Here is a 23,637-nt window from a genome sequence, read left to right on the forward strand (position 1 = left end):
GATGCACAGGCTGATTTCCCTTTTCCTGTTGGCGATAATGGCGGCGTTTTTCCATGCGCCCATGGCCATGGCGGCTGGCGGGGAAAAGCCGGTGAAGGTGGTGTATCGCTTCACGCCGCCCGCGCCCAAGGAACAGAGTGTGGCGGAGGTCGAACAAAAATCGGCCGGTTGTTATAGCTGCCATGTTAAAACCGATCAGCCGAGCATGCATGTGTCGCCCGCGGTGCGCCTTGGCTGTGTCGATTGCCATGGCGGGGACAGCGTTTCGCCCGCCGCCTTTGGGAAGCCAGAGCTGGGTTATGAGCATGAGGCCAATGTGGCCGCGATGAAGGTCGCCCACCCGCAGCCAACCTATCCCGCCGCATGGCATGGGACATCGGCCAACCCCGAGCGCAGCTATACCTTGCTGAACAAGGAAGCGCCGGAATTTATCCGATTTGTGAACCCCAGCGATTATCGTGTGGCGCGCGAGGCGTGTGGGTCGTGCCATTTGGACACGATTGAGGCGACCGAGCGCAGCATGATGAGCACATCGGCCATGCTGTGGGGCGGCGCGGCTTATAATAATGGGATTGTGCCATTTAAGGCCTATGTGTTCGGTGAGGCTTATACGCGTGACGGCAAGCCAGCCTGTATCTTGTCACCGTCATCGACGCTGGCGCGGGAGGAATATAAAAAGGCCTGTGCGCCTGATTTCCCTTCGTCCAAGATTTTGACCGATCAGGAACGCAAAAAGGGGGCGTTGGCGCGGCTATATCCGCTGCCGCGCTGGAGTGTGATTCCGCCTGGTGACGTATTCCGTGTGTTTGAACGGGGCGGGCGCAATATTAACACGCAATTCCCCGAAATTGGCTTGCCCAACCCGACGGGTTCGATTCAGCGGTTGGAAGAGCCGGGTCGGCCCGACTTGAAGCAGAGCAATCGCGGGGCGGGCACAGGTTTGCGCGTGTCGATTCCGGTGCTGAATATTCACAAGACCCGCCTGAATGACCCGCTGATGTGGTTTATGGGGACGAATGACCAGCCTGGTGATTATCGCCATTCCGGTTGTTCGGGGTGCCATGTGGTCTATGCAAATGACCGCGAACCGCGCCACAGCCTGACCTATGCCCAATATGGGCGGGACGGGGAAACGGCGACGATCGACCCGACGATTGCGGGTAAGATGGCGGATCATGGCGGCAAAGCATCCGGTCATGGCGGCTTGGTGGGGCCAGCGGGCGTCAATAGGCAGACGCGCAAGGAATCGGGGCATCCGATCAGCCATGCCTTTACGCGCGCCATTCCAACGTCGCAGTGCATGACCTGTCACATGCATCAACCGAACATCTTCTTGAACAGCTTCCTTGGCTATACGATGTGGGATTATGAATCGGACGCCTCGCAACTGTGGCCCGGACCGGAAAATAGCGCGCCGCGCCCTGAGGGGATGTCGGACGCCGATTATGAGCGGATTTATAAGAAACAGCGTTACCCCACCGCCGCCGAAGCCCATGCGGTGCTGGAGCGCAACCCCGAAGGCGCGGCGACGCGCGGTCTGTGGGGCGATGTGGAATTTTTGCGCAACGTCTATGATGTCAATGCCAGCAACAAAGACACGCAATTTGCCGATTATCACGGCCATGGGTGGAATTTCCGTGGGATTTTCAAACGCGACCGCGAAGGAAATTTGCTGACCAAAGATGGCAATATGTCCACCTATGGCAGTGATACCGCCCATATTGTGGACCCCAAGGACCCCGAGAAATGGCGCAAAAGCTGTTCGGCCTATACGGACCCGCAAGAGCGCGATTTGTGCCTGTCGACCGCGACGCCGGATGGCAAGGAAGGCAAATTTGTGCCGCCCGGCCTGAACCCCGGCAAGACCGTGCATATGATGGATATTCACGCCGAAAAGGGCATGCAATGCGCCGATTGCCACTTTGCGCAGGACAGCCATGGCAATGGTTATATTCAGGGCGAAGTGGCTAATGCGGTGGAGATTGGCTGTAAGGATTGCCATGGCACCGCCGATGCTTTCCCCAATTTACTGACCAGCAATGTTGCGGCGCGCCCGCAGGGGACGAATTTGGCGTTGCTGCGCAACCCCGATGGGCGTCGTCGTTTCGAGTTTATCTATGATGATAAGGCGCAGGTGACGGGGCTGATTCAGCGCTCGATTGTCGACCCCAAGCTGGAATGGCGCGTCAGCCTTGTGAAATTGGCGGTGACCGAGGGGCCAGAGTTTAACCCCAAGGCGGCGCGGGCCAAGCTGATGTCCAAGAGCGGCAGTGAGGATGGGCGCTTTGCCTTTGGCCCTGCTGTGGCCAAGGAGGACCGCGCGCATGGCGAGGATAAGCTGGCTTGCTTTACCTGCCACCTGAGCTGGACGACGAGTTGCGGTGGTTGCCATTTGCCGATTGAGGCGAATTGGAAAACGTCCATGCACCATTTTGAGGGCGAAGAGACGCGCAATTTTGCGACCTATAACCCGCAAGTGGCGCGGGATGAGATGTTCCAACTGGGCCGTCACCAATTGACCAAGCCCGGCGAAGCGGGCGCAAATGGCGAAGAGCGCGGCATTATCGCGCCCGTGCGTTCGACATCCGCGCTGGTGCTATCGTCCACCAATATTAACCGCGAACGTATTTATATTCAGCAGCCGCCGATTTCGTCGGCGGGTTATAGCAGCCAAGCCTTCGCGCCGCATTTCCCGCACACTGTCCGCAAGGATGAGACGAAGCAGTGCAGCGATTGCCACCTGAGCGCGGCGGATGACAATAATGCCATCATGTCGCAATTGCTGTTGCTGGGGACCAATTTCGTCAACTTTGTCGGATTAAATGTCTGGTCGGGTCACGATGGTGGTTTTCAGGCGACGCGTGTGACCGAATGGGATGAGCCGCAGGCGGTGATTGGCAGCTATTTGCACCGCTATTCCTATCCCGACTATTGGCGGATGCACCGCGAGCAAAATGGCATGGAATTGAAGAATTGGGTGCGCGGCAAGACCTTTGATAAAAAGGGCAGCGGCGAAACCAAGGCTTTGGAAGAATTTGCCAATATTGTCCAAGGAGCCAGCGGCACGGTGAGCTGTTTGCAGCAGCGCGGCGAATATATGTTTGTCGCCGAGGGCAAGGGGGGCTTTCGCGTTTATGATATTGCCAGCGTTGGCAATAAGGGCTTTTCGGAGCGGATTACGCGGGCGCCATTTTCGCCGCTGGGCCAGAAAAGTCATGTGAAGTCGCGTAATGCCACCTGTATGGCGCTGGCGACGACGCAGCCGATCAGCGTGACGCGCAACGAGAATATCGTCGCCAACTTCCCCGAAAATCTGGAGCAGGTGATGCACCCCATTTACCGCTATGCCGTGATTACGGACAGCGTAGAGGGGCTGATTTTGGTGGATATCGACACATTTGCTGACGGCGAATTCCGCAACAATGACTTGCGCCGTGCGCTGACGTGGAATGAAGGCGGGGCTTTGGCTGGGGCGCGTCATGTGAGTTTGGCGGGGAGCATAGCCTATATCACCACCGATGCCGGCTTGGCGGTGGTGGATTTAACCGATCCGTTGAAGCCTGTTTTGACGGCGCAAATTCCAATGCAGGATGCGCGGGCAAGCGCCGTGCAATTCCGCATGTTGTGGGTGAGCGACGCTGAGGGTGTGAAGCTGTTTGATGTTACCAATTTGCGCACACCGATTGCGGTGCCGTCGGGCACGGTAGCCATGGCGGATGCGCGCAAGATGTATGTGGCGCGCACTTATTTATATGTGGCGGCCAAGCAGGACGGTTTGGCGATTGTCGATGTGACGCGGCCTGCTGCGCCGAAGCTCGTGGAACGCTTTGATGCCAACGGGACGTTGAATGATGCCGAGGATGTGATTGTGGCATCCACCAATGCATCGCTGTTCGCCTATGTGGCGGATGGGCGCAACGGCATGAAAATCTTGCAATTGACCAGTCCGGACCACCCCGGCCTATATGGTTTCTCACCCCGTCCTCGCCCTGAACAAATTGCGTGGGCGCGCACGCCAAAGCCCGCTTTGTCGCTGTCCAAGGGGTTGGACCGTGACCGCGCGGTGGATGAAACGGGTGGCCAAATGGCGGTGTTCGGGCGGCTTGGATCGCGGCCCTTTACGCGGCCAGAGATGGAGAAGCTGTTCCTGAACAGCAAGGGGCTGGTGTATAAGGTGCGCGATGAGGTGGATATGAGCGCATGGCGGCCACCGCTCCGCATGTGATGGGTTGGCCGTTGATATAGACAAATGAAGAGGCCCCCGCACGATGGATGCGGGGGCCTTTTTGATGGGGTGCAGGATGGGCGGGGTTAGAGGCGTTCCGCCTGTGCCACCGCGTCGGAGGCGCGGAGCGCCGAGATGATGCGCATCACATGCTGAAGATTGCTGACCTCGACCACAATGTCATAGGTGTGGAAATCCCCCTCTCGGTTGGAGAGGCGCAAATTGGTGATATTGGCCCCATTGGCGGCCAAGATGCCCGACATTTCTGCCAAAGTGCCCGGCTCGTTATGAACGACAATGATCAGGCGGGCGCTGCCGCCGCCGCTGTCTTCTTGCCAGCGCAGGTCAATCCATTCTGCTTCGCCGCCGTCCGCCAGACTTTCACAGTCAATGACATGGACGGTGATGCCTTCGTTGGGGCGCGACAGGCCGACGATGCGGTCGCCCGGCACAGGGTGGCAGCATTTCGCCAGATGATAAGCCACGCCAGGGGTCAGCCCCTCGATCGACAAGACGCCATGGGGGTGGTTGTGCGCCTTGAATTTGACATCCGAGGTGACGCCGGGGACCAAGGCTTCGAGGACGGCATTGTCCGACAATTGACGGCGCGCTAGCGCGATATAGAGCGCGCTATCGCTGTCCATTTTCAGGCGGGTCAGCGCCGCCGTGCGGGCTTTGTCGCCGACGCGGTTGGGCAGGCGGGCGGTCAATTCTTCGTATAATTTGCGGCCCAGAGCCGCCAGTTCGATTTTTTCCTTGCTGCGGACATGGCGGCGGATAGCGGCGCGTGCCTTGGCAGTGACGGCAAAGCCAAGCCATGCGGGCTGGGGTGTTTGTTTGTCCGACACCAAAATTTCGACGGTGTCGCCATTGGCCAGCGCGGTACGTAGGGGGACCAGACGGCCATTGACCTTGGACCCGACGGTGCGGTCGCCAAGGTCGGTGTGGACGGCATAGGCAAAGTCCACGGGCGTCGCGCCCTTGGGAAGTTGGTGCAGGCTGCCCTTTGGGGTGAAGGCAAAGATGCGGTCCTGATACATGGCCATGCGTGTATTTTCGAGCAATTCGTCGGGATCGCTGGAGGTTTCCAAAATTTCGAGCAAATCGCGGATCCAGCCTGCTTGGCCATCGGGCTGAGCGCCGCCCTGTTTATAGGCCCAATGCGCCGCCAGCCCATATTCGGACAATTGGTGCATTTCTTCGCTGCGAATCTGAATCTCGATGCGCATATTTTGCTGGTGCATGATGGTGGTGTGCAGCGATTTATAGCCGTTGCGCTTGGGCGTAGAAATATAATCTTTGAAGCGGCCCGGCACCATTTTCCATTTTTGGTGGATGACGCCCAAGGCGGCATAGCATTGCGCGGTGTTCGACGTGATGGCGCGAAAGGCAATGATGTCGGTGACTTGGTCGAAGCTGACGTGGCGTTCCTGCATTTTGCGCCAGATCGAATAAGGGTGTTTTTCGCGGCCCGAAATTTCGGCGTCTATGCCTTGGGCGGCCAGCAATTCTTTTAATTCCTGACTGATGGCGGCGATTTTGGCTTTGCCGCCGCTGGTCAATTTTTCAAGGCGGCCGGTGATGGTCGCATAGGCTTCGGGTTCCAATTCGCGGAACGCCAAAAGCTGCATTTCGCGCATAAATTCATACATGCCGATGCGTTCGGCAAGTGGCGCGTAAATATCCATGGTTTCGCGGGCGATGCGGCGGCGCTTTTCCGGTTTGGAAATGAAGTGCAGCGTCCGCATATTGTGCAAACGGTCGGCCAATTTGACCAACAACACGCGTATGTCGTCGGACATGGCGAGCAGAAATTTGCGCAGATTTTCGGCGGCGCGTTCATTTTCTGTCTGCGCCTCAATCTTGGACAATTTGGTCACGCCGTCGACAAGGCGGGCGACATCGCTGCCGAAAAGGCGCTCGATTTCTTCGTGCGTGGTCAGCGTGTCTTCGAGTGTGTCGTGCAGCAAGGCGGTGACAATGGTTTCCACATCCAAATGCAATTCGGTGAGAATGCCCGCCACCTCGACAGGGTGGCTGAAATAAGGGTCACCAGAGGCGCGTTTTTGGCTGCCATGTTTTTGAACGGTAAAGACATAGGCGCGGTTCAGCAGACCCTCGTCTGCATCGGGGTCATAGGCGCGCACGCGTTCCACAAGTTGATATTGTCTAAGCATTACACCCAATGTCGTGTTTGGGGCGGTAATTGCAATGCGAAAAATGCAAAAACCCATGCTTTTGTAACTGCATGTGAGGGCGCGCGGCGCGGATGATTTCGGGACATATCCGATATTGGATGACGCTGAGCTGATGGTGAAAGGGCGGTGTTGAGAGCGCAAGCGAACGTGATGGAACGCGGCCTGGGATCATGTCAGCAGGAATGGCTGTGGAACGACATAAACATTTGGCGCATTTCGTTGCTTGCACTATTGTGGGAACTTATGACGATTTTACGCGAAGCACTGAATGATCTGGATCTGGGGGGATGCGCCTTGCCTATGGCTTTGGAAGCCATGGGGGAGCGGTGGTCTTTCATGATTTTGCGCGCTGCCTTTAATGGCGTGAAGCATTTTGAGGAATTTCAGCAAGAGTTGAGCATTGCGCGCAACATTTTGTCCAACCGGCTGTCGCGGCTGGTCGAGCATGGCATTATGATGCGCGAAGTGATGGCCGAGGATCGCCGCAAGGTGCGCTATGAACTGACCGCGAAGGGCATTGATTTGCTGCCCGCGATGGTCGCGCTGCGCCAATGGGGCGAAAAATGGGGGGCGGGTGTGCCCTCGACGCCCGTGCTGGTCGATATTCGGGATGAGCAGCCCATCGGTGCGGTAACCATCTTGGCGCATGATGCGCGGGCGCTGGGCCCCGGTGATTTGGTCTGGAAACATCGGTCCGAATTGCAGCCATTGGGGCAAGCGCGCGCGAAAACAGGCGCGAATGACGGGGCATGATAGGGCGCGCGACGGGCGCATATTGTGATGATAGCGGCCCATTCTATATGTGGCCGCGCTTGATTTTTGGTTGAACGGCAGGATTGCGTCGCCCCATGACTTTTTTTGAATTGGCGTCCCCAGGACCATTTTTTGACAATAAGGTCCGCGCTTTTTGGCGGCTTCAGATTATGGGCTGGGGTGCGTGGTTTGGGCTGCGCGGTTTGTCGGGCTTGGCCAATGGCCAGCCGATGTCCTTTTTAATTCCCCAGATTATTTCCGCGATTACCGGATTTTCGCTGACGCTGATTTTGTCGGTTTGTTACCGGTCGCTGATTCACCGCCGCCCGATTTTCATGTGGAGCGGCAGTTTGGTTTTGGCGGCGCTGGCGACGGCGTTATGGGCCTTTATTGACGCATGGGTGGCGCAGATTCAAAATCCGGCCAGCGAGGCGGGCTTTACGGGATTGTTGCTGGGCGCCTTATATATTGATGCGACGACGCTGGGGGCATGGTCGGCGCTGTATTTCGCGATCAATTATTTCTTGCAGCTCGAAGAGCAAAACGACCGCGTGCTACGATTGGAAGCCCAAGCCGCGTCGGCGCAACTGGCGATGCTGCGATACCAATTAAACCCGCATTTTCTGTTCAACACGCTGAACAGCATATCGACGCTGGTTTTGTTGAAGCAGACGGAACCGGCGAATGCGATGCTGTCGCGCCTGTCGGCCTTTTTGCGTTATACTTTGGCGAATGAGCCGACGGCGCAAGTGACGCTGGCGCAAGAGATTGAGACGCTGAAACTATATCTGGATATTGAAAAGATGCGGTTTGAAGACCGGTTGCGGCCCGAGTTTCACATTGATCCGGCGGCGGCGCGGGCGCGTTTGCCGTCTTTGTTGCTGCAACCCTTGGTCGAAAATGCCATTAAATATGCGGTCACGCCGCAAGAGGATGGGGCCGAGATTAACATTAGCGCACAGCTTATCGGTCAAACGGTTCGGATTAGCGTTTCGGACACGGGGGGGCCATTGTCAGGGGATGCCAGCGACCCCACGACAGGCTTTGCAACGGAATCGACGGGTGTGGGTTTAACCAATATCAAAGACCGACTGGCGCAGGCTTATGGTGAACAACACCGGTTTGACGCCCAGACGGGGGATGAAGGCGGATTTACCGTGACGATCGAATTTCCGTTTCAACCCGATGGACAGCCAAGAATGGGAACCGAAGGCACATGACCATTAGAACCATCCTGGTGGATGATGAAAAATTGGCGACCCAAGGCCTGCAATTGCGGCTTGAGGCGCATCCGGATGTCGAAGTGGTCGACACGGCGCTGAATGGCCGCGAGGCGATTCGCAAAATTAAGACGCACAAGCCCGATTTGGTGTTTCTGGATATTCAGATGCCCGGATTTGATGGCTTTTCCGTGATTCAAGGATTGATGGAGGTGGAACCGCCCTTGGTGGTGTTTGTGACCGCCTATTCCGACCATGCCATCCGTGCTTTTGAAGCGCAGGCGGTGGATTATTTGGTGAAGCCGGTGGAGCCGGAACGCTTGGCCGATGCTTTGGACCGTGTGCGTCAGCGTTTGAACGAAAAGCGCGGCGCGGCGGAGGCAGACCGGTTGAAGACGGTGCTGGCCGAAGTGGCGCCGGAAGCGGTGGAAGAATATGATAGCGAAAGCCCCGCCGAAGCACCGGCGGCGGATCGCTATGAAAAGATGATCAACATTAAGGATCGCGGCCAGATTTTCCGTGTCGATGTCGATAGCATTGAGCGGATTGACGCGGCGGGTGATTATATGTGCATCTATACCGCTGATAACAGCTTGATTTTGCGTGAAACGATGAAAGATTTGGAAAAAAGGCTGGACCCGCGCAATTTCCAGCGCGTCCATCGTTCGACCATCGTCAATCTGAGCCAAGTCAAGCAAGTGAAGCCGCACACCAATGGCGAATGCTTCTTGGTGCTGGGCAGCGGCGCGCAGGTGAAGGTGAGCCGCAGTTACCGCGATGTGGTAGCGCGTTTTGTGCATTGAGTGCGCGCCATAGGGTTAAGGAAAAGGGGGCTGTTGGCCCCCTTTTTTTATGCATTTTTAGGCGTGTCCGATCAGAGCTGGTGGCCGGTTTTGTCGCGCTTGGTCGCCAGATATTGTTCATTATATTTGTTGGTCGGCAGGGCGAGGGGGATGCGTTCCAGCACCGTGACCCCTTCTTTTTCGATGCGGGCGACCTTTTCGGGGTTGTTGGTCATCAGGCGGATTTCGCGAATATTCAGCCGTTCGAGCATTTGGCCTGCGATGCTGAAGTCCCGTGCTTCGACAGGAAAGCCGAGGCGCAGATTGGCGTCGACCGTATCATAGCCTTGGTCTTGGAGGGCGTAAGCACGCAATTTGTTGACGAGGCCGATGCCGCGTCCTTCTTGGCGAAGATAGAGCAGTACGCCCCATGGTGCATCGGCCATGGCGTGCAGCGCGGCGTGCAGTTGCGGGCCGCAGTCGCATTTCAAGCTGCCCAGCACATCGCCGGTCAGGCATTCGCTGTGCAAGCGCACGACCGGCGGCGTGGCATCGCGCTGGCCGATGATGAGGGCGACATGGTCTGAGGCTTCTTCGGGCGTACGGAAAGCGACAATTTCGGCCTGTTCGCTGGCCGAGACGGGCAGGCGGGCGCGGGCGGCGATGGCGAGGCGGCGACTGTCGAGCAGGGCAGCGATGTCGTCGGCGTCACACTGGGTTTCGGCTGTTTCGGCGGCATCATCGCTTGCGGTGCGGACGAAAAAAGCGGGCAGCAGGCCCGCGTGGCGGGCCAAGGTCATGGCGGCGGCGGCGGCGGGGTCATTGCCGGTCGGCGCGCTGGTGAACGGGCCCTTCATGGGGTGCGCCAAGTCCAAGGCGGGGTCGGCAATCGCAAAGGCGGCGGCGTGGCTGGATGCGGGGGCGCAGATGCGGACGGGGCCGGGGTTGGCGGCGGCGCGCTGGTTGGTCAGTTTCAGCGTGACGGCGCGTTCGCCGGACAGCAAAATATCGGGCGCATCGGCGCTGAAATCGGCCAAAGAGAGATCATCGCTGGATTCAATGGCGAGCAGATCGAGCGCCGGACCACCGGCCGCCGTGATGCGCACAGGCCAGCCGCGCCGCAGCGCGTCCAATGAGCGAGCCGCACGGCGGGCACCATGATGAATCAAAAATCAAACTCCGTGATCAGCGGGATATGGTCCGATGGCTTTTCCCAGCTTCGGGCGGGCTGCACGATGCGGTGCGACTTGGCATTTGGCAAGAGGTCGGGTGTGACCCACATATGGTCGAGGCGGCGGCCACGGTTGGAGGCGGCCCAATCCTTGGCGCGGTAGCTCCACCATGTGAACAGCGGCGATGGGGCCGGAATGAAGTGGCGGCCAAGGTCCACCCAATTGGCGGCGGCCTGAAGATGGGCCAGCGCCTCTACCTCTATCGGGGTGTGGCTGACGACGTTGAGCAGGGCCTTGTGGCTCCACACATCTTCGGGGAGGGGGGCGATGTTAAAGTCGCCCGTGATGATATGCGACGCGTCCAATTCGCGCGACCATGTGGTCATGCGTTCCAGAAAGTCGAGCTTTTGCCCGAATTTGGGATTTTGATCACGGTCGGGGATGTCGCCGCCTGCGGGAATATAGACATTATCGAGGCGTTGGCCGGTTGGCAGAGTGACACCGATGTGGCGTGCTTCGCCATTGGCTTGCCAGTCATATTTGCGGACGTCGGTTAGCGGGATTTTGCTGATGGTGGCCACGCCATGGTGCATCTTTTGGCCGTGGGTGACGATATGCGTATAGCCCAGCTTGTGGAACATATCGAACGGGAAAGTGCGGCATTCGACCTTGGTTTCTTGCAGGCACAAAATGTCCGGCTGTTCTTCGGACAAGAATTTTTCCACGATGGCGATACGGGCGCGGACGCTGTTGATGTTCCACGAGGCGATGGAGATGCTGGTCATGATATGCCTGTATCGGGGCAAAGGGATCCGTGCAACGAATCTGCGCGGATAGAATCGGAAAAATGATCGAAAGGTGGTGGGCGGCCCAGATACACTAAACCCCCGTCCCAGGGGCGATGGAACGGGGGTTCAAGGACTGCGTTCGTCACGCTCTTGAAAAGAAGACATCCGCTTCACCGGATTGGGCAACAGGGGGAAACCCGTGTCCGGCGGCGTGTTGATGCCTTCTGATGATGGAAGTAGCAGAAGAAATATTACGCCAAGCTGAACATGATGCTGTCTGGTTGCTGTTCGTCGACGCTCGTGGGCCGTTGGGCGACAAGAATAGGTTTTTGGGGCCAAAAAAAGGGCCTGCACCCATAAGGATATGCAGGCCCATATTGGGTGAACGGATGGGGGGGAGCCGCCTGATTAGCGGCCCCGTGCGCGCGGGCGAGGGTCCGTCCAGCGGAAGGCGGAATCGGCCACCGGCACATTAAATTGCGCGTTTGTTAGGTCGATTCGCGTGCGGTTATTCTGGCTGTCCAGCGCGACCCAGCCGCGCAGGCGCAGGCCAGCAGGGGCGGCCGCGTCGCGGGTGAAGACCATGGTTATGGTGCCATATTCGGGGCGCTTGGGGTCCTTGACCTCGACACTGACGACGTCGCGGCTGCCGGTGTCGACCACGCGGGCATAGCGGGCCAGATCGCGTTCTGGGTCGAGCAGCGCGGCGAGCGGCGAATTTTTCACGGGCCAGCGTTGCACTTGCTTGACGTCATAATCGATCATGGTCAGCGAATTGCCATCGCCGACGATCAAGAGCGATACGCCCTTTTGATATTGAAAGCGGATTTTACCGGGGCGTTTCAGTGTCAATTGGCCGGTCAGGCGTTGGCCGTTGCGGTCGGTTTGGGTGAAATCGGCCGTCATGCTGTTGGTCAGTTTCAAATGTTGTTGCACCGAGGCCAGCGTGTTGGCGGCGGCGTCATTTGCTTGGGCCATGGCGGCGGTCGGCAGAGCCGTTGTTAAGGCGGCTGCGCCAAGGGGAAGGAGCGCCAACGCCGCTGCACGGGTTAGGAATTTGGCGGAGAAACTTTCTGTCATGGACCTTGGATCCTTTATCGTTCGGGCCAGTCGCCGCTGGGGCCAGCGGTGCCATATCGGTGTTGGGGCCAATGCATGCCCGCTGGGCCTTGAACCCGCGCTGAACCCCGATGTTAGGAAAGGTTCAACTGATGGCGGGCCAGTGGGTTGCAGCGCGGGCCTGATTGGGCAGGGCGTTTGGGCGGATCAGGGGATTTGACCATATTTGTCGACCAGCACATCGCGGCGGCCCACATGGTTGGGCGGGCTGATCAGGCCGTCCTCTTCCATTTTTTCGATCAATCGGGCGGCGCTGTTATAGCCGATGCGTAATTGGCGCTGAATCCAACTGGTTGAGGCTTTCTGGCTTTCGGCGACCAATTGGCATGCTTTGGCATACATGCGGTCTTCGGCGCTATCGCCGCCCGTCGGTGCGCCTTCGAGGGCGAAGCCGCCGTCTTCGGGTTCTTCGGTGACGCTTTCGATATAGTCGGGGCGGCCCTGTGCGCGCCAATGGTCGGCCACGCCGCGCACTTCGTCATCGGACATGAAGGGCCCGTGGATACGGGTGAGCTGCTTGCCGCCCGGCACATAGAGCATGTCGCCCTTGCCCAGCAATTGTTCGGCCCCCGCTTCGCCCAAAATGGTGCGGCTGTCGATTTTGGAGGTCACATGGAAGCTGATGCGGGTCGGCAAATTGGCCTTGATGACGCCGGTGATGACGTCGACCGATGGGCGCTGGGTGGCCAAAATCAGGTGGATGCCCGCTGCGCGCGCCTTTTGCGCGAGGCGCTGGATGAGAAATTCCACCTCTTTGCCCGCCGTCATCATAAGGTCGGCCAATTCGTCGACAATGACGACAATTTGCGGCAGGGGTTGATAGTCCAGCGTTTCTTCTTCGTAGACGGGTTGGCCCGTGTCAGGGTCATAGCCGGTTTGGACGCGGCGGCCCAAGGATTTTCCCTTGGCCAGCGCAGCGCGGACCTTGTCATTATAGCCCGCCAAATTGCGGACCGACAAAGACGACATCATGCGGTAGCGATCCTCCATCTGTTCGACCGCCCATTTCAGGGCGCGGACGGCCTTTTTGGGTTCGGTGACCACCGGAGCCAGGAGATGGGGGATGTCATCATAGACGCTAAGTTCCAGCATTTTCGGGTCGATCATGATCATTTTGACCTGATCTGGCCCCATGCGGAACAAGAGCGAGAGAATCATGGCGTTGAGGCCGACGGACTTACCAGAGCCGGTCGTACCCGCGATGAGCAAATGCGGCATGGGCGCAAGGTCGGCGATGACGGGATCGCCAAAGATATTTTTGCCCAAAATAATCGGCAAGGTGCCGGTTTGTTCTTGGAATATGGCGCTGGCGATCATTTCGTGGAAGACCACGGATTCGCGGTTGGCGTTCGGCAGTTCGATGCCGATGACGGTGCGGCCCGGAATGGGCGCGATGCGGGCCGACAGCGCCGACATGTTGCGGGCGATATCATCGGCCAAATTGGAAACGCGGCTGGCCTTGGTGCCGGGGGCGGGTTCCAATTCATACATGGTGACGACGGGGCCGGGCCGAACGGCGGTGATGACGCCCTTGACCTGAAAATCTTCGAGGACCGATTCCAGCAAGCGGGCGTTGCGTTCCAGCGCGGCTTTGTCGATTTGATTGCCGCTGCCCGCAGGGGCGGGGGTGAGCAAGTCGAGGCCCGGAAGCTGGTAGTTGGTGAATAGCTCGCTTTGCGGTTTCGGGGCGCTGGCCACAGGGACGGGGGCGCTGCGTTCGGCGGGGACGGCGATTTCGGGCGGCGCGCGGTCGACGGGTTCGGCGCGGGGGCGCGGTTTGACGATGCGGTCGGAAAGCCGCGGGGCTTCGTCGTCATTATGATCGACGAAGGCCATGCTTTTGGGGCTGCGCTCTGTCCCGCTGTCGTCGTCTGCGTCATGACCGTCCAAGCCGAATTGGGGCAGCGCCATGCGCAGCCCAGACGCCCAGCCTTTTTCAAGATGAAGCGCGCGGTAGCCCAGATAAAGGCCCATGCCGATGAGCAGGAAAATGGCGGCAAAGCGCAAGATAGCGGATGTCGGATCGCTGATGAGTTGGAACAATGGCATGATCGCATTGCCCAGCACCAAGGCCAAAATGCCGCCCGACCCCGCCGCAAAGCTGGAGGCGCTGTCGGCCGTCCACAGATGCAGACCCATGCCCATGCACAAAATGGCGATGAACATGATGACCCATTGGCGTTTCCAGCCGGTCTGGGCCTTTTGGGACCATAGGCGCCATGCCATCAGGCCCAGCATTGGTAGGAGCATGATGCTGCCAAGGCCGCCGATGAACAGCAAGAAGGAGGCGGCCCAAGCGCCGCTGCTGCCCATCCAATTATTGGGATGGCCATTGGCGGCGGTGTTAAGCGCGGCGTCCGTGCTGTCATAGGTGAGCAGGGATAGGGTCAGGAACAAAGTGAACAAAGCCAGCGCCGCAGCGGCGCCAATCACCAAGCTGCGCGTGATGCTTTGACGAAAAACGATGCGCCAATCGGCCTTTTGGGCGACGGGCTTGCGGCTGGCCATGCTGATTTTGGTCCCTGTATATTGAATGGCCTAGGTATGCACCGAGGCCGGACGGGGCGTCAAGCACAGCCGCGCCCGCAGAGCCGGTTATGCAAAAGAAGATCGCACCCGCAAAGGCGGTAATGCAAAAAGAAGATGATATCGGGTGGCTTGCATCCCATGCTTTTCAATTGCGCGCGGGCAGAGTAGGGCATGAGCTATGACTGAAGTGCTGCGCAGTGACGTTCTGATTTCCGGTGGTGGGCTGGTGGGCCAAGTGTTGGCTTTGGCTTTGGCTCGTCATGGATTGTCGTCCCAAATCGTTGATCCCGCCGACCCTGTGGCGACCATTGCGCCCGGCTTTGATGGCCGTGCATCGGCCATTGCCAGTGCGGTGTGGCGCATGTTTGGCGTGCTGGGCATTGCAGAGCGGCTAGAGCCGCACGGCTGCGCCATTCACGCCATTAAGGTGAGCGATGGCGGCAAGCCCGGGCAAATTGATTTTGTCACGGCGCCGGAATCGGATGCGCTGGGCACAATGGTGGAAAACCGCCAATTGCGCCTTGCTTTGGCGGATGCGGTGAAAGCCGAGCCGCTCATCAGCCTGAATATGCCCGTCAAAGTGACGGCGCAGAAGAAAGACCAGCATGGCGTGACCTTGGTGCTCGCCGATGGCCGCGAATTGCGCGCGCCGTTATTGGTGGTGGCCGAAGGTCGGCGGTCGCCCACACGGGATGCCGAGGGTTTTACCATGGCCCATTGGTCTTATCATCATCATGCGATGATTGGCGCGGTGGTCCATGATGTGCCGCACCGCGAAGTGGCGCATGAGATTTTTTATGCCGCTGGGCCCTTTGCTTTATTGCCGTTGGTCGATGATGAACAAGGGCGGCATCGTTCCGCCTTTGTGTGGACGGTGTCGGAGAAAGACGGCGCAGGCTTTGCCAAATTGGGCGATCGTGGTTTCACGGCGGAATTGGAAAAGCGGGCGGGCGGTATATTGGGCCATATGGAATTGGCCGCGCCGCGTATGACCTATCCGCTGGGTTTCCACCATTGCGCGCGCATTGTTGGTGAACGTGTCGTGTTGGTCGGCGATTCGGCGCATGGCATTCACCCCATTGCGGGCCAAGGCTTGAACTTGGGTTTGCGGGATGCGGCGGCGCTGGCAGAAGTGTTGGTAGACGGCGCGCGTTTGGGCTTGGATTTGGGCGATGCGGCGATGCTGGAACGTTATCAACGGTGGCGCGGGTTGGACAATATGATGGTGAGCCTAGCCACCGATGGTCTGACACGCTTGTTCGGCGTTCCTGGAGAGATGGCGTCGCGAGTGCGCCGTTTTGGGATGGGCGCGGTGCAGCGGGTGCCGATGTTGAAGCAATTTTTCATGCAGGAAGCGCGCGGGGAATCGGGCGCTTTGCCGAAATTGCTGGCGGGTCAGGAGATATAGGGCGGCTGCCCTGAGCCGTTACGCTTTGGCTGGTTGGGCAGGGATGCCCGATGGATATTGCGGGGCGCTGTCCGTGATGCATACCCATGGGGCCTTGGACGCGACAAAGATGTGCGCCGCATAGCCGCGAAAGCCGGGGTCGTCGTCGAGCAGCCCCGCTGGAACATAGTAAATATCGCCCGATGAATCGGCGTTGGGAACGGGGCTGCCGCAGGTGTTGCAGAAGCTGGACGACCATATTGGCTGGTCTGGCGGGTGGTAGGTGCGAATCTGTTCTTCGCCGCTGAGCCAGTGGAAGCTGGATTTTTTGGTGTGGAAGACGGCGTTGCCATCGGTGCCCGACAATTTTCGGCATTTCGAGCAATGGCATTGGCCGACGGGTCCAAATTTCCCGTCGATGCGGAAGCGGATTTGCCCGCATAGGCAGGAGCCATGGATTTTTGGTTGCACAGGCCTTCCCCCAACCTCACTTATCCCACGAGTGTAGCGGGGATTAGCCGTGGCGCAATAACGGCGCTTGGTGCGTCATTTATGACGCGCGGGCTGCGGGCTCTTATTGCAGCGTGGGGTTATTGTCTGGATTGTCGATGCGGCTGAAAAATTGCATCAACTGGACCAGCAATTCGCAGCGATCGCTGATCGTCTGGCTTTCGAGCATGGCTTGTTTGGACGCAGCGTCGAAGGGCGCGACTTGGGCGATGCCATTGACCAGCATTTCATCGTCCAGACGGGTGACGGCGTCCCAATCGACCATATAGCCTTGGCGTTCGGCAAAGCGGCGGGCTTCGCGTTCCAAGCTGGCGCGTTCGATGCTGGCCAATATGTCATCGGGGCGGTCGGTGGGGTCGAGTTGGGCCTCGACTTGTCGGAATAGCGTGGAGGTTTCCAATTCGCGCAGCACGCGAAAGCGCGACACACCTTCAAGCACAATGTTGAAACGGCCATCCTCGAGCGCCTCAACATCCGTGATGCGGCCAAGGCAGCCGATGTCATAAAGCGGGGGATGTTCGGCAGATGCGCCCGCAGCGTTGGGGCGGGGTTGAATCATGCCGATCTGGCGATCCCTGATCAGCACGTCTTGGACCATCGCACGATAGCGTGGTTCAAAAATATGCAGGGGCAATTGCAGGCCGGGGAACAGCACAGCGCCGCTGAGCGGGAAAACCGCAATGCGTTGAATGGGGGAAGGCGCTGTATCTGTCATCCGACCTGCCTATGGATTTAACCGAATAAGATCAAGGACAGGCGGCGGCGCTGGGCGGATACCCATGCGTCCTCTAAGCCCACGGCTTCGAACAGGGCGAGCAATTTGGTGCGGGCGGCGCCGTCCTGCCATTCGCGGTCTTGCTGAATGATATGCAGCAGATTGTCGGCGGCGGCGTCGCGCTGGCCTGCGCCAATTTGGGCGGTGGCCAGATCGAAGCGGGCTTGATGGTCGGCGGGGTTGGCGGCGAGCGCGGATTCGAGACCGGCCAATTCGCTGCTTTCTGGGGCGCTGGAGGCCAGTTCGACCGCGCTACGGGCCTGAGCAATGGCTGGGGCGGTCAGGAGGTCCTGCGGGACGTCTGCGAGCGCCTGTGCGGCGGCTTCGGTTTCGCCTGCACCCACAAGGGCGCGGATCAGGCCGCTGTGGACGGCGGGATTGTCCGAGGCGAGGTCGGCTTCGAGGATTTGCCCGAAAATGCCAACGGCGCGGGGGAAGTCATTTTCCGCCAAGGCCGATTCGCCCATTTCGATGAGCGGTGCCACTTCGATCGCGCGGGCTGAAGCGGCGCTTTCGATGGGCAGTTGGGCCAAAATCTGGTCGAGCATTTGCTTGAGCTGGCTTTCGGTGCGCGCGTTGGTGAGGTTCGCTACCGGTTGGCCTTGGAAAATGGCATAGACGGTCGGGATGGATTGCACCTGAAATTGGCTGGCGATAAAGCCATTGGCGTCGACATCGACCTTGACCAGTACGACGCCCTTGTCGGCATAATCCGCAGCGACCTTGTCCAAGACAGGGCCAAGCTGTTTGCACGGGCCGCACCATTCGGCCCAGAAGTCCAGAATGACAAGCTGGGACATCGATGGTTCGACGACATCACGGCGGAAGGCCTCAACGGCTTCTTTTTCAGCAGGGTTCAGGCCCAAGGTTGCCACGGCGATATGCTCCTTTATTTTCCATCTCAGGCTTGGCGCGATTATGCGGGCCTTATCTTCATTTGCCTATGTGGGAATAAGTTGGAGAATGCCAAGCCTTGAAAAAATTGAAAAGAAAAATGCATTTTGTGCTTGCCGCTTATCTGTAGCACTGTTAGTGGGCCGCTCACCCGATGACGCCATAGCGTGTCATCTGCCAGGAAGCGGGCGTAGCTCAGGGGTAGAGCACAACCTTGCCAAGGTTGGGGTCGAGGGTTCGAATCCCTTCGCCCGCTCCAGATTTTAGATTTGGTGAGAAATAAGTTACAGAATTGTAACGAAACTTCTTGCTGATCGCATCGGTTCTGTTATAGCGCCGATTACCCGATACGGCCAGATGGCCGCATCCGCCAGAGCGGGCGTAGCTCAGGGGTAGAGCACAACCTTGCCAAGGTTGGGGTCGAGGGTTCGAATCCCTTCGCCCGCTCCAGATTTTCCACATGATATTTTTCGCAAATGCGGACCAAAGCGCGAAGCCAATGGCCTCGGCGCTTTTTTCATATCTACCGCCTGATTTTTGCGCAGATTGGGGTTGGCTGGGCGGAGAGCGTGACTCGCTTTCGTGCCGAATCGCTGGGCGAATCACGCTGCCGCTGTCAGGTGAAACGACGGCTGTCCGATAGGGCTGGGCCTTAGTCGGCCTTATCTTGCCATGTGGCGGCAAGTGGGGCCTCGCGGAATGCGAAGCGGTCGATATGGGCCATGAACACCTCTTTGCTTTTGGTCAGATGTTCGTGCGTAGCGGTGCTGACATCGACTTGCAGATGGTCGTCAAAGGCGCGCATCGCAACGGCGGCGAAGGGGAAGGTCACGCTGGTGACGCCATCGGCCTGTGCAACTTCGCATTTATGCCCCCAATGTTTGGCGAGCTGATCGATATATTTTTGCGCTGATGCGGTGGGGATGGTCGCGGTGCTGTGGACGCTATAGGTCATGAGGGGGCTCCTTTGTCCAGATAAGACAATGAGATTGCACCATGAATGCGCGAGCGGCGCAAGGGCCCTTGGGGCGCAGTTCCGCCGCCCTATGGCGTGTGAAGCCCATGGGCGGCGGAAATGGAGAGAGATTTACGCGTCGGCTTTACGGCGGAAGCGGAAGTACCAGACTTCGTGGCCCAAGCGGCGGGCCTTGGCTTCGTAGCGGGTTTCGGGCCAGCCAGCGGGGCGCTTTTGGAAGGTTTCGCAATCGTCCACCAGCCATTCAAACTGATGGCGGTGGCGGCGCATGACCATCAGGGCGTGGGCCACATAAATGGGGTGATCGGTGCCAAAGCGAAATTCGCCGCCCGGTTTGATTTTTGAGGCGATCAGATCGACGGGGCCGTCGTTCATCATGCGGCGCTTGGCATGACGGGCCTTGGGCCATGGGTCGGGGTGCAGCAGATAGGCGAAGCTAAGCTCGCCGTCGGGGATGCGTTGCAGCACCTCGAGGGCATCGCCGTGATGGATGCGGATGTTGGGCAGCGGTGGGTTTTGCCCATGATCGCCCGAGGCGTGGACCAAGGCTTGGGCGACGCCGTTGATGAACGGTTCTGCGCCGATGAAGCCATGATTGGGCAGCATGTCGGCGCGGCCTGCCATATGCTCGCCGCCGCCAAAGCCGATTTCAAAATGAAGGGGGCGGTCTTCGCCGAACAAGGATAGGGCCGTGACCGGACCGTCTGCGGGCACGCTGATTTGCGGCAGCAGGGTTTCGATCAAATCTTGCTGGCCAGCGCGCAGGGCTTTGCCCTTGGCACGGCCATAAAGACGGTTGAGGGTGGTCGGGTCGCCGGATTTTAATGCGCTCATGGCGATGCGCGTTAGCGTCAGCGGGCGGGGGCGGCAAGCGCCCCCATGCCCTTATTCGGTGAATGACGCCAAAATTGGCCGAATTTTAGACCGAAAAGGCGGCTTGCAGTTGCTCGGTCAGGTCGGTGCGTTCCCATGGGAAGGATTCGCCCAAGGCTGTGCGGCCAAAGTGACCATAAGCGGCGGTTTGTTTGTAGATGGGTTTGTTGAGGCCCAAATGGGTGCGGATGCCCTTGGGGGTCAGGCGCACCAATTGGGGCAGCAATTGTTCCAGTGCGGCTTCGCTGGCGCCATTTTGGGCCGTGCCGTGCAGGTCGACATAGACCGACAAGGGTTCGGCCACGCCAATGGCATAGCTGAGCTGGATGGTGCAGCGGCGCGCCAAGCCCGCCGCGACGATATTTTTCGCCAGATAGCGGGTGATATAGGCCGCCGAGCGGTCCACCTTGGTGGGGTCTTTGCCGCTGAACGCGCCGCCGCCATGGGGCGATGCGCCGCCATAGGTGTCGACAATGATCTTGCGGCCCGTGAGGCCTGCGTCGCCGTCTGGCCCGCCAATTTCAAAACGGCCCGTGGGGTTGATGTGATAGACGGTGTTGGCTGTCAGCAATTCCGACGGCAGAACATCGGCAATGACGCTGAGCACATATTGGCGAAGCTGGGTGTAGAGAGCCTCGTCCCCCTCGCCATTATGCCAATAATAGCCTGGGGCGTGCTGGGTGGACACAACAATCGCCGTCGCTTCGACAGGGCGTTCATTGGCGTAGCGCAGCGTCACCTGACTTTTGGCGTCGGGTTCCAAGAAGGGAGCGATGCCAGCCTTGCGGTCCACGGCCATGCGTTCCAGAATCTTGTGGCTGTAATCCAAGGTGGCGGGCATGAAATCGGGCGTTTCGTCCGATGCATAGCCGAACATAATGCCTTGATCGCCCGCGCCTTCGTCCTTGTCCGCTGTTTCATCGACGCCTTGGGCGATATGGGCGGATTGAGCGTGGAGGTTATTTTCGAACTTGAAGCTTTGCCAGTGGAAGCCCGATTGTTCATAGCCGATTTCGCGCACGGTGTTGCGGACCGTGGCTTCGATTTCTTCGAGCGCACCGGCCGCCCATTCGCCATTTTCAAAAATGCCCTTGCAGCGGATTTCGCCCGCCAGCACGACCAATTGGGTGGTGGTCATGGTTTCGCAAGCGACGCGGGCTTCGGGGTCTTTTGCCAAGAAAAGATCGACGATGCTGTCCGAAATTTGATCCGCAACCTTGTCCGGATGGCCTTCGGATACGCTTTCGGAGGTGAAAAGAAAGCTATTGCGCATGGGAACCTTTACTGAACGAAACGAGCGACGGGTAGGGATATAAAGAATAGTTTATATCTTGTAACTACCGCCGACGGAAGCGAATTGCAATGGCAGCGATGATCAACAGGCTGGCCCAAAGCAGGGGGAGGATGTTGCCCATGCGTGCAAAGAGCGTGGGGGCATAGGCGGGCGGGACATGCGCGTCGATGCGTCCGGCGCGGTGCATGGGGACGGCGTGGAGGATATGACCGCTGGCATCGATGATCGCGCTGATGCCCGTGGGGGTGGAGCGCAGAACCGGTAGGCCTTCTTCGATGGCGCGCAGACGGGCTTGGGCCAAATGTTGGGGCGGACCCCATGCACCAAACCATGCATCATTGCTGGGGTTGAAGATAAATTCTGGGCGGTGGTCAGGGTCGGTGACTTGGCCGGAGAAGATGATTTCATAGCAAATTTGCAGGCCGATTTTGGCAAAGTTCGCGATGTCGATGGTGCGGGCACCGGGGCCTGCCCAAAAGTCGAGGTCGCCCGGCGCAAGGCGGGATAGGCCGAGCAGGGACAGGAGCGGACGCATGGGTAGATATTCGCCATAAGGCACCAGATGGGCTTTGTCATAGCGGGGGCCGAGGGTGCCATCGTCGTGCAATGTCATGACGGAATTGCGGGCACCGACGGCCTGACCATGTTGGTCAAATTCCAATTTTAGCGCACCCAGCAGCATGACGTCATGGGGATTCATTAGCGCGGTGAGGCGTTGGCGTGCGTCATCGGGCGAGCGGTCATAGAAATAATCTGGATAGCCGCGTTCGAGATAATCGGGAATTGCGGCCTCTGGCCATAAAATGAGGCGAGGGGGATTGTCGGTGGCGGCAGCGAAGGGGGTGGTGGGCTTGGGCGGCGTGAGGCGGGCCAATTTGCCGAAATTGGCGGCGGCATGATCGCCTTCCCATTTGTCGGCTTGACCAATATTGGGTTGGACCAATGTAACGAGCGGGGTGGTCGCGCCGCCTTTTTTGCGAATCGCCGCATCGGCGGATTCCATGCCTTGGGTGATCAAGGCGCCGCCGGTGATGAGGGCGAGAAGGGCCGCCGTGATCGCGGCGGCTTTGTAGCGGCGGGCGGCGAGCCAGATCAGCGCCCCCGCAGCAAATATGACCAAGGCGCTGGTGCCATAGGTGCCGAGGAAGCGGGCGGGGGCGGCGGCATAAGGGACGGTGATGGCGCTGAGGGGGTTCCATGCAAAGCCGGTGAAAACCCAGCTTCGGAGCCATTCGCTGATGGTCCATGCACCCGCGAAGCCCAAGAGGGCGGGCAGGGTGAGGAGGCGAACTTTGGTGTTGGCAGGGCCAGCGATCAGCCAGCCGCCCAGCGCGGCGAGGGCGGGGTAGACCGCCAGATATAGTGCGAGCAGCAACACCGCCAACCAACCGAGCCATGCGGGCATGGCGGCTTGATAGGTGAAAGCTGTGGCGATCCAATTGAGGCCCAGCAGAAAATGGCCGACGCCAAAGGCCCAGCCAAGCGAGGCTGCACGGCGCCATTGGGGCGCGCGAAGGACCAGCAACATCCATGCGGCGAAGGTCGCCAGACTGAGCGGCCAGATATGCAGTGGTGCAAAACCGGTGGCCGAGATCAGGCCGAGAATCAGGGCAACAAGATGCGGACGGCGGTCCACATGATGAGCGAGGCGTTGAAAAAAGACGGTCACAACAGGCTTTCTATGGTGTTGCGGCGCGGGCGGGAAGATGGAATTTTATTTCGGGACGCGAAGAGGCGTGTGGGCCGTAGGAATTGATCAACGGGGAGTGGGGAAACCGCGCTGGCGCCTGTTGGCGGGGATGCTTCGCTGCGTTAAGGTCCTTGAGCGTGGCGCTATGGTCAGGGCGTGAGGAGGTGGGTGTGAGCCAATTTGATGATAAAGAACGCGCTGCGCTACTGGCGGTAAAGGGTGTTGGGCCGACGGTGATCGCGCGGTTGGAAGGCCTTGGTATCGCGGATTTGGCGACGCTGGCTGATCAAGATGGCGATGCCATATGTGCCATGGTGTCAGCGCAATTGGGCGCGACATGTTGGAAAAATAGCCCGCAGGCGCGCCGCGCGCTGGCGGCTGCCATTGATTGTGCCAAGGCGTATCGCATGTCCGAATAGCGCGCTGTGCCGTTGCTTTGCCAGTTGGTTCGG

18 protein-coding genes and 2 tRNA genes are annotated in these 23,637 nt (G+C 59.0%); 8 read left to right on the plus strand and 12 right to left on the minus strand.

The features are described 5' to 3' along the window. Window position 1 precedes the first annotated feature (1 nt). Window positions 2-4,225: a hypothetical protein gene (locus LKO31_RS04200; RefSeq protein WP_407699253.1), complete on the plus strand. Its 4,224-nt coding sequence runs from the start codon at window positions 2-4 to the stop codon at window positions 4,223-4,225. 86 nt (window positions 4,226-4,311) lie between these two features. On the opposite strand, the gene LKO31_RS04205 is transcribed toward LKO31_RS04200, so the two are convergent. Then, complete coding sequence (locus tag LKO31_RS04205; protein ID WP_227688811.1) at window positions 4,312-6,402, minus strand: RelA/SpoT family protein; 2,091 nt, start codon at window positions 6,400-6,402, stop codon at window positions 4,312-4,314. Window positions 6,403-6,666: 264 nt separating this feature from the next. On the opposite strand from LKO31_RS04205, the gene LKO31_RS04210 reads away from it, so the two are divergent. The 3 genes from LKO31_RS04210 (at window position 6,667) to LKO31_RS04220 (ending at window position 9,199) form a co-directional block, all read left to right on the plus strand. Next, window positions 6,667-7,176: a winged helix-turn-helix transcriptional regulator gene (locus LKO31_RS04210; protein WP_227688812.1), complete on the plus strand. Its 510-nt coding sequence runs from the start codon at window positions 6,667-6,669 to the stop codon at window positions 7,174-7,176. Window positions 7,177-7,271: 95 nt separating this feature from the next. After that, complete coding sequence (locus tag LKO31_RS04215) at window positions 7,272-8,396, plus strand: sensor histidine kinase (protein ID WP_227688813.1); 1,125 nt, start codon at window positions 7,272-7,274, stop codon at window positions 8,394-8,396. Next, window positions 8,393-9,199: a LytR/AlgR family response regulator transcription factor gene (locus tag LKO31_RS04220; protein ID WP_227688814.1), complete on the plus strand. Its 807-nt coding sequence runs from the start codon at window positions 8,393-8,395 to the stop codon at window positions 9,197-9,199. The genes LKO31_RS04215 and LKO31_RS04220 overlap by 4 nt, the downstream gene beginning before the upstream one ends. Before the next feature lie 71 nt (window positions 9,200-9,270). On the opposite strand, the gene ribA is transcribed toward LKO31_RS04220, so the two are convergent. The 4 genes from ribA to LKO31_RS04240 all read right to left on the minus strand — a co-directional run bounded on the left by ribA (window position 9,271) and on the right by LKO31_RS04240 (window position 14,765). Continuing rightward, complete coding sequence (gene ribA, locus LKO31_RS04225) at window positions 9,271-10,347, minus strand: GTP cyclohydrolase II (RefSeq protein WP_227688815.1); 1,077 nt, start codon at window positions 10,345-10,347, stop codon at window positions 9,271-9,273. Continuing rightward, window positions 10,344-11,138, minus strand: a complete 795-nt coding sequence (gene xth / locus LKO31_RS04230) for an exodeoxyribonuclease III (protein ID WP_227689572.1) — start codon at window positions 11,136-11,138, stop codon at window positions 10,344-10,346. The genes ribA and xth overlap by 4 nt, the downstream gene beginning before the upstream one ends. Window positions 11,139-11,546: 408 nt before the next feature. Next, window positions 11,547-12,218: a LolA family protein gene (locus tag LKO31_RS04235; RefSeq protein ID WP_227688816.1), complete on the minus strand. Its 672-nt coding sequence runs from the start codon at window positions 12,216-12,218 to the stop codon at window positions 11,547-11,549. Between the two features lie 186 nt (window positions 12,219-12,404). Then, on the minus strand, window positions 12,405-14,765 hold the full coding sequence (locus LKO31_RS04240; protein ID WP_227688817.1) for an FtsK/SpoIIIE family DNA translocase: 2,361 nt from the start codon (window positions 14,763-14,765) through the stop codon (window positions 12,405-12,407). 199 nt (window positions 14,766-14,964) lie between these two features. Here LKO31_RS04240 and LKO31_RS04245 point away from each other — a divergent pair, with 199 nt between their 5' ends. Continuing rightward, window positions 14,965-16,194, plus strand: a complete 1,230-nt coding sequence (locus tag LKO31_RS04245) for an FAD-dependent monooxygenase (protein ID WP_227688818.1) — start codon at window positions 14,965-14,967, stop codon at window positions 16,192-16,194. An 18-nt stretch (window positions 16,195-16,212) separates the two neighbouring features. Here the strand turns inward: LKO31_RS04245 and LKO31_RS04250 are convergent, their stop codons facing one another. The 3 genes from LKO31_RS04250 to LKO31_RS04260 all read right to left on the minus strand — a co-directional run bounded on the left by LKO31_RS04250 (window position 16,213) and on the right by LKO31_RS04260 (window position 18,333). Further along, window positions 16,213-16,644, minus strand: coding sequence for a GFA family protein (locus tag LKO31_RS04250; protein WP_227688819.1), 432 nt, complete (start codon window positions 16,642-16,644; stop codon window positions 16,213-16,215). A gap of 103 nt (window positions 16,645-16,747) precedes the next feature. Continuing rightward, window positions 16,748-17,398 carry an LON peptidase substrate-binding domain-containing protein gene (locus LKO31_RS04255; RefSeq protein ID WP_227688820.1) on the minus strand — a complete coding sequence of 217 codons (651 nt, stop codon included), beginning with the start codon at window positions 17,396-17,398 and terminating at the stop codon, window positions 16,748-16,750. 17 nt (window positions 17,399-17,415) lie between these two features. Next, the gene (locus tag LKO31_RS04260) at window positions 17,416-18,333 is read right to left on the minus strand and encodes a tetratricopeptide repeat protein (protein WP_227688821.1); all 918 of its coding nucleotides are present in this window, start codon (window positions 18,331-18,333) and stop codon (window positions 17,416-17,418) included. Between the two features lie 203 nt (window positions 18,334-18,536). Between LKO31_RS04260 and LKO31_RS04265 the strand changes: the two genes are divergently transcribed. After that, window positions 18,537-18,611, plus strand: a tRNA-Gly gene (locus LKO31_RS04265). A gap of 116 nt (window positions 18,612-18,727) precedes the next feature. Beyond that, window positions 18,728-18,802 (plus strand) — tRNA-Gly (locus tag LKO31_RS04270). A gap of 202 nt (window positions 18,803-19,004) precedes the next feature. Here the strand turns inward: LKO31_RS04270 and LKO31_RS04275 are convergent. The 4 genes from LKO31_RS04275 to lnt form a co-directional block, all read right to left on the minus strand. Beyond that, a complete protein-coding gene (locus tag LKO31_RS04275; RefSeq protein ID WP_227688822.1) occupies window positions 19,005-19,307 on the minus strand; it encodes a DUF2218 domain-containing protein in 303 nt (100 codons plus the stop codon). A gap of 132 nt (window positions 19,308-19,439) precedes the next feature. Then, the gene (trmB, locus tag LKO31_RS04280; protein WP_227688823.1) at window positions 19,440-20,162 is read right to left on the minus strand and encodes a tRNA (guanine(46)-N(7))-methyltransferase TrmB; all 723 of its coding nucleotides are present in this window, start codon (window positions 20,160-20,162) and stop codon (window positions 19,440-19,442) included. A gap of 85 nt (window positions 20,163-20,247) precedes the next feature. Next, window positions 20,248-21,474, minus strand: a complete 1,227-nt coding sequence (gene metK / locus LKO31_RS04285) for a methionine adenosyltransferase (RefSeq protein ID WP_227688824.1) — start codon at window positions 21,472-21,474, stop codon at window positions 20,248-20,250. Between the two features lie 64 nt (window positions 21,475-21,538). Further along, on the minus strand, window positions 21,539-23,164 hold the full coding sequence (lnt, locus tag LKO31_RS04290) for an apolipoprotein N-acyltransferase (protein WP_227688825.1): 1,626 nt from the start codon (window positions 23,162-23,164) through the stop codon (window positions 21,539-21,541). Window positions 23,165-23,355: 191 nt separating this feature from the next. Here lnt and LKO31_RS04295 point away from each other — a divergent pair, with 191 nt between their 5' ends. Continuing rightward, on the plus strand, window positions 23,356-23,604 hold the full coding sequence (locus tag LKO31_RS04295) for a helix-hairpin-helix domain-containing protein (protein ID WP_227688826.1): 249 nt from the start codon (window positions 23,356-23,358) through the stop codon (window positions 23,602-23,604). The last annotated feature ends 33 nt before the right edge of the window (window positions 23,605-23,637 follow it).

This window comes from Sphingopyxis yananensis (genome assembly GCF_020687785.1).
GTDB classification, from domain to species: Bacteria; Pseudomonadota; Alphaproteobacteria; order Sphingomonadales; family Sphingomonadaceae; genus Sphingopyxis; species Sphingopyxis yananensis.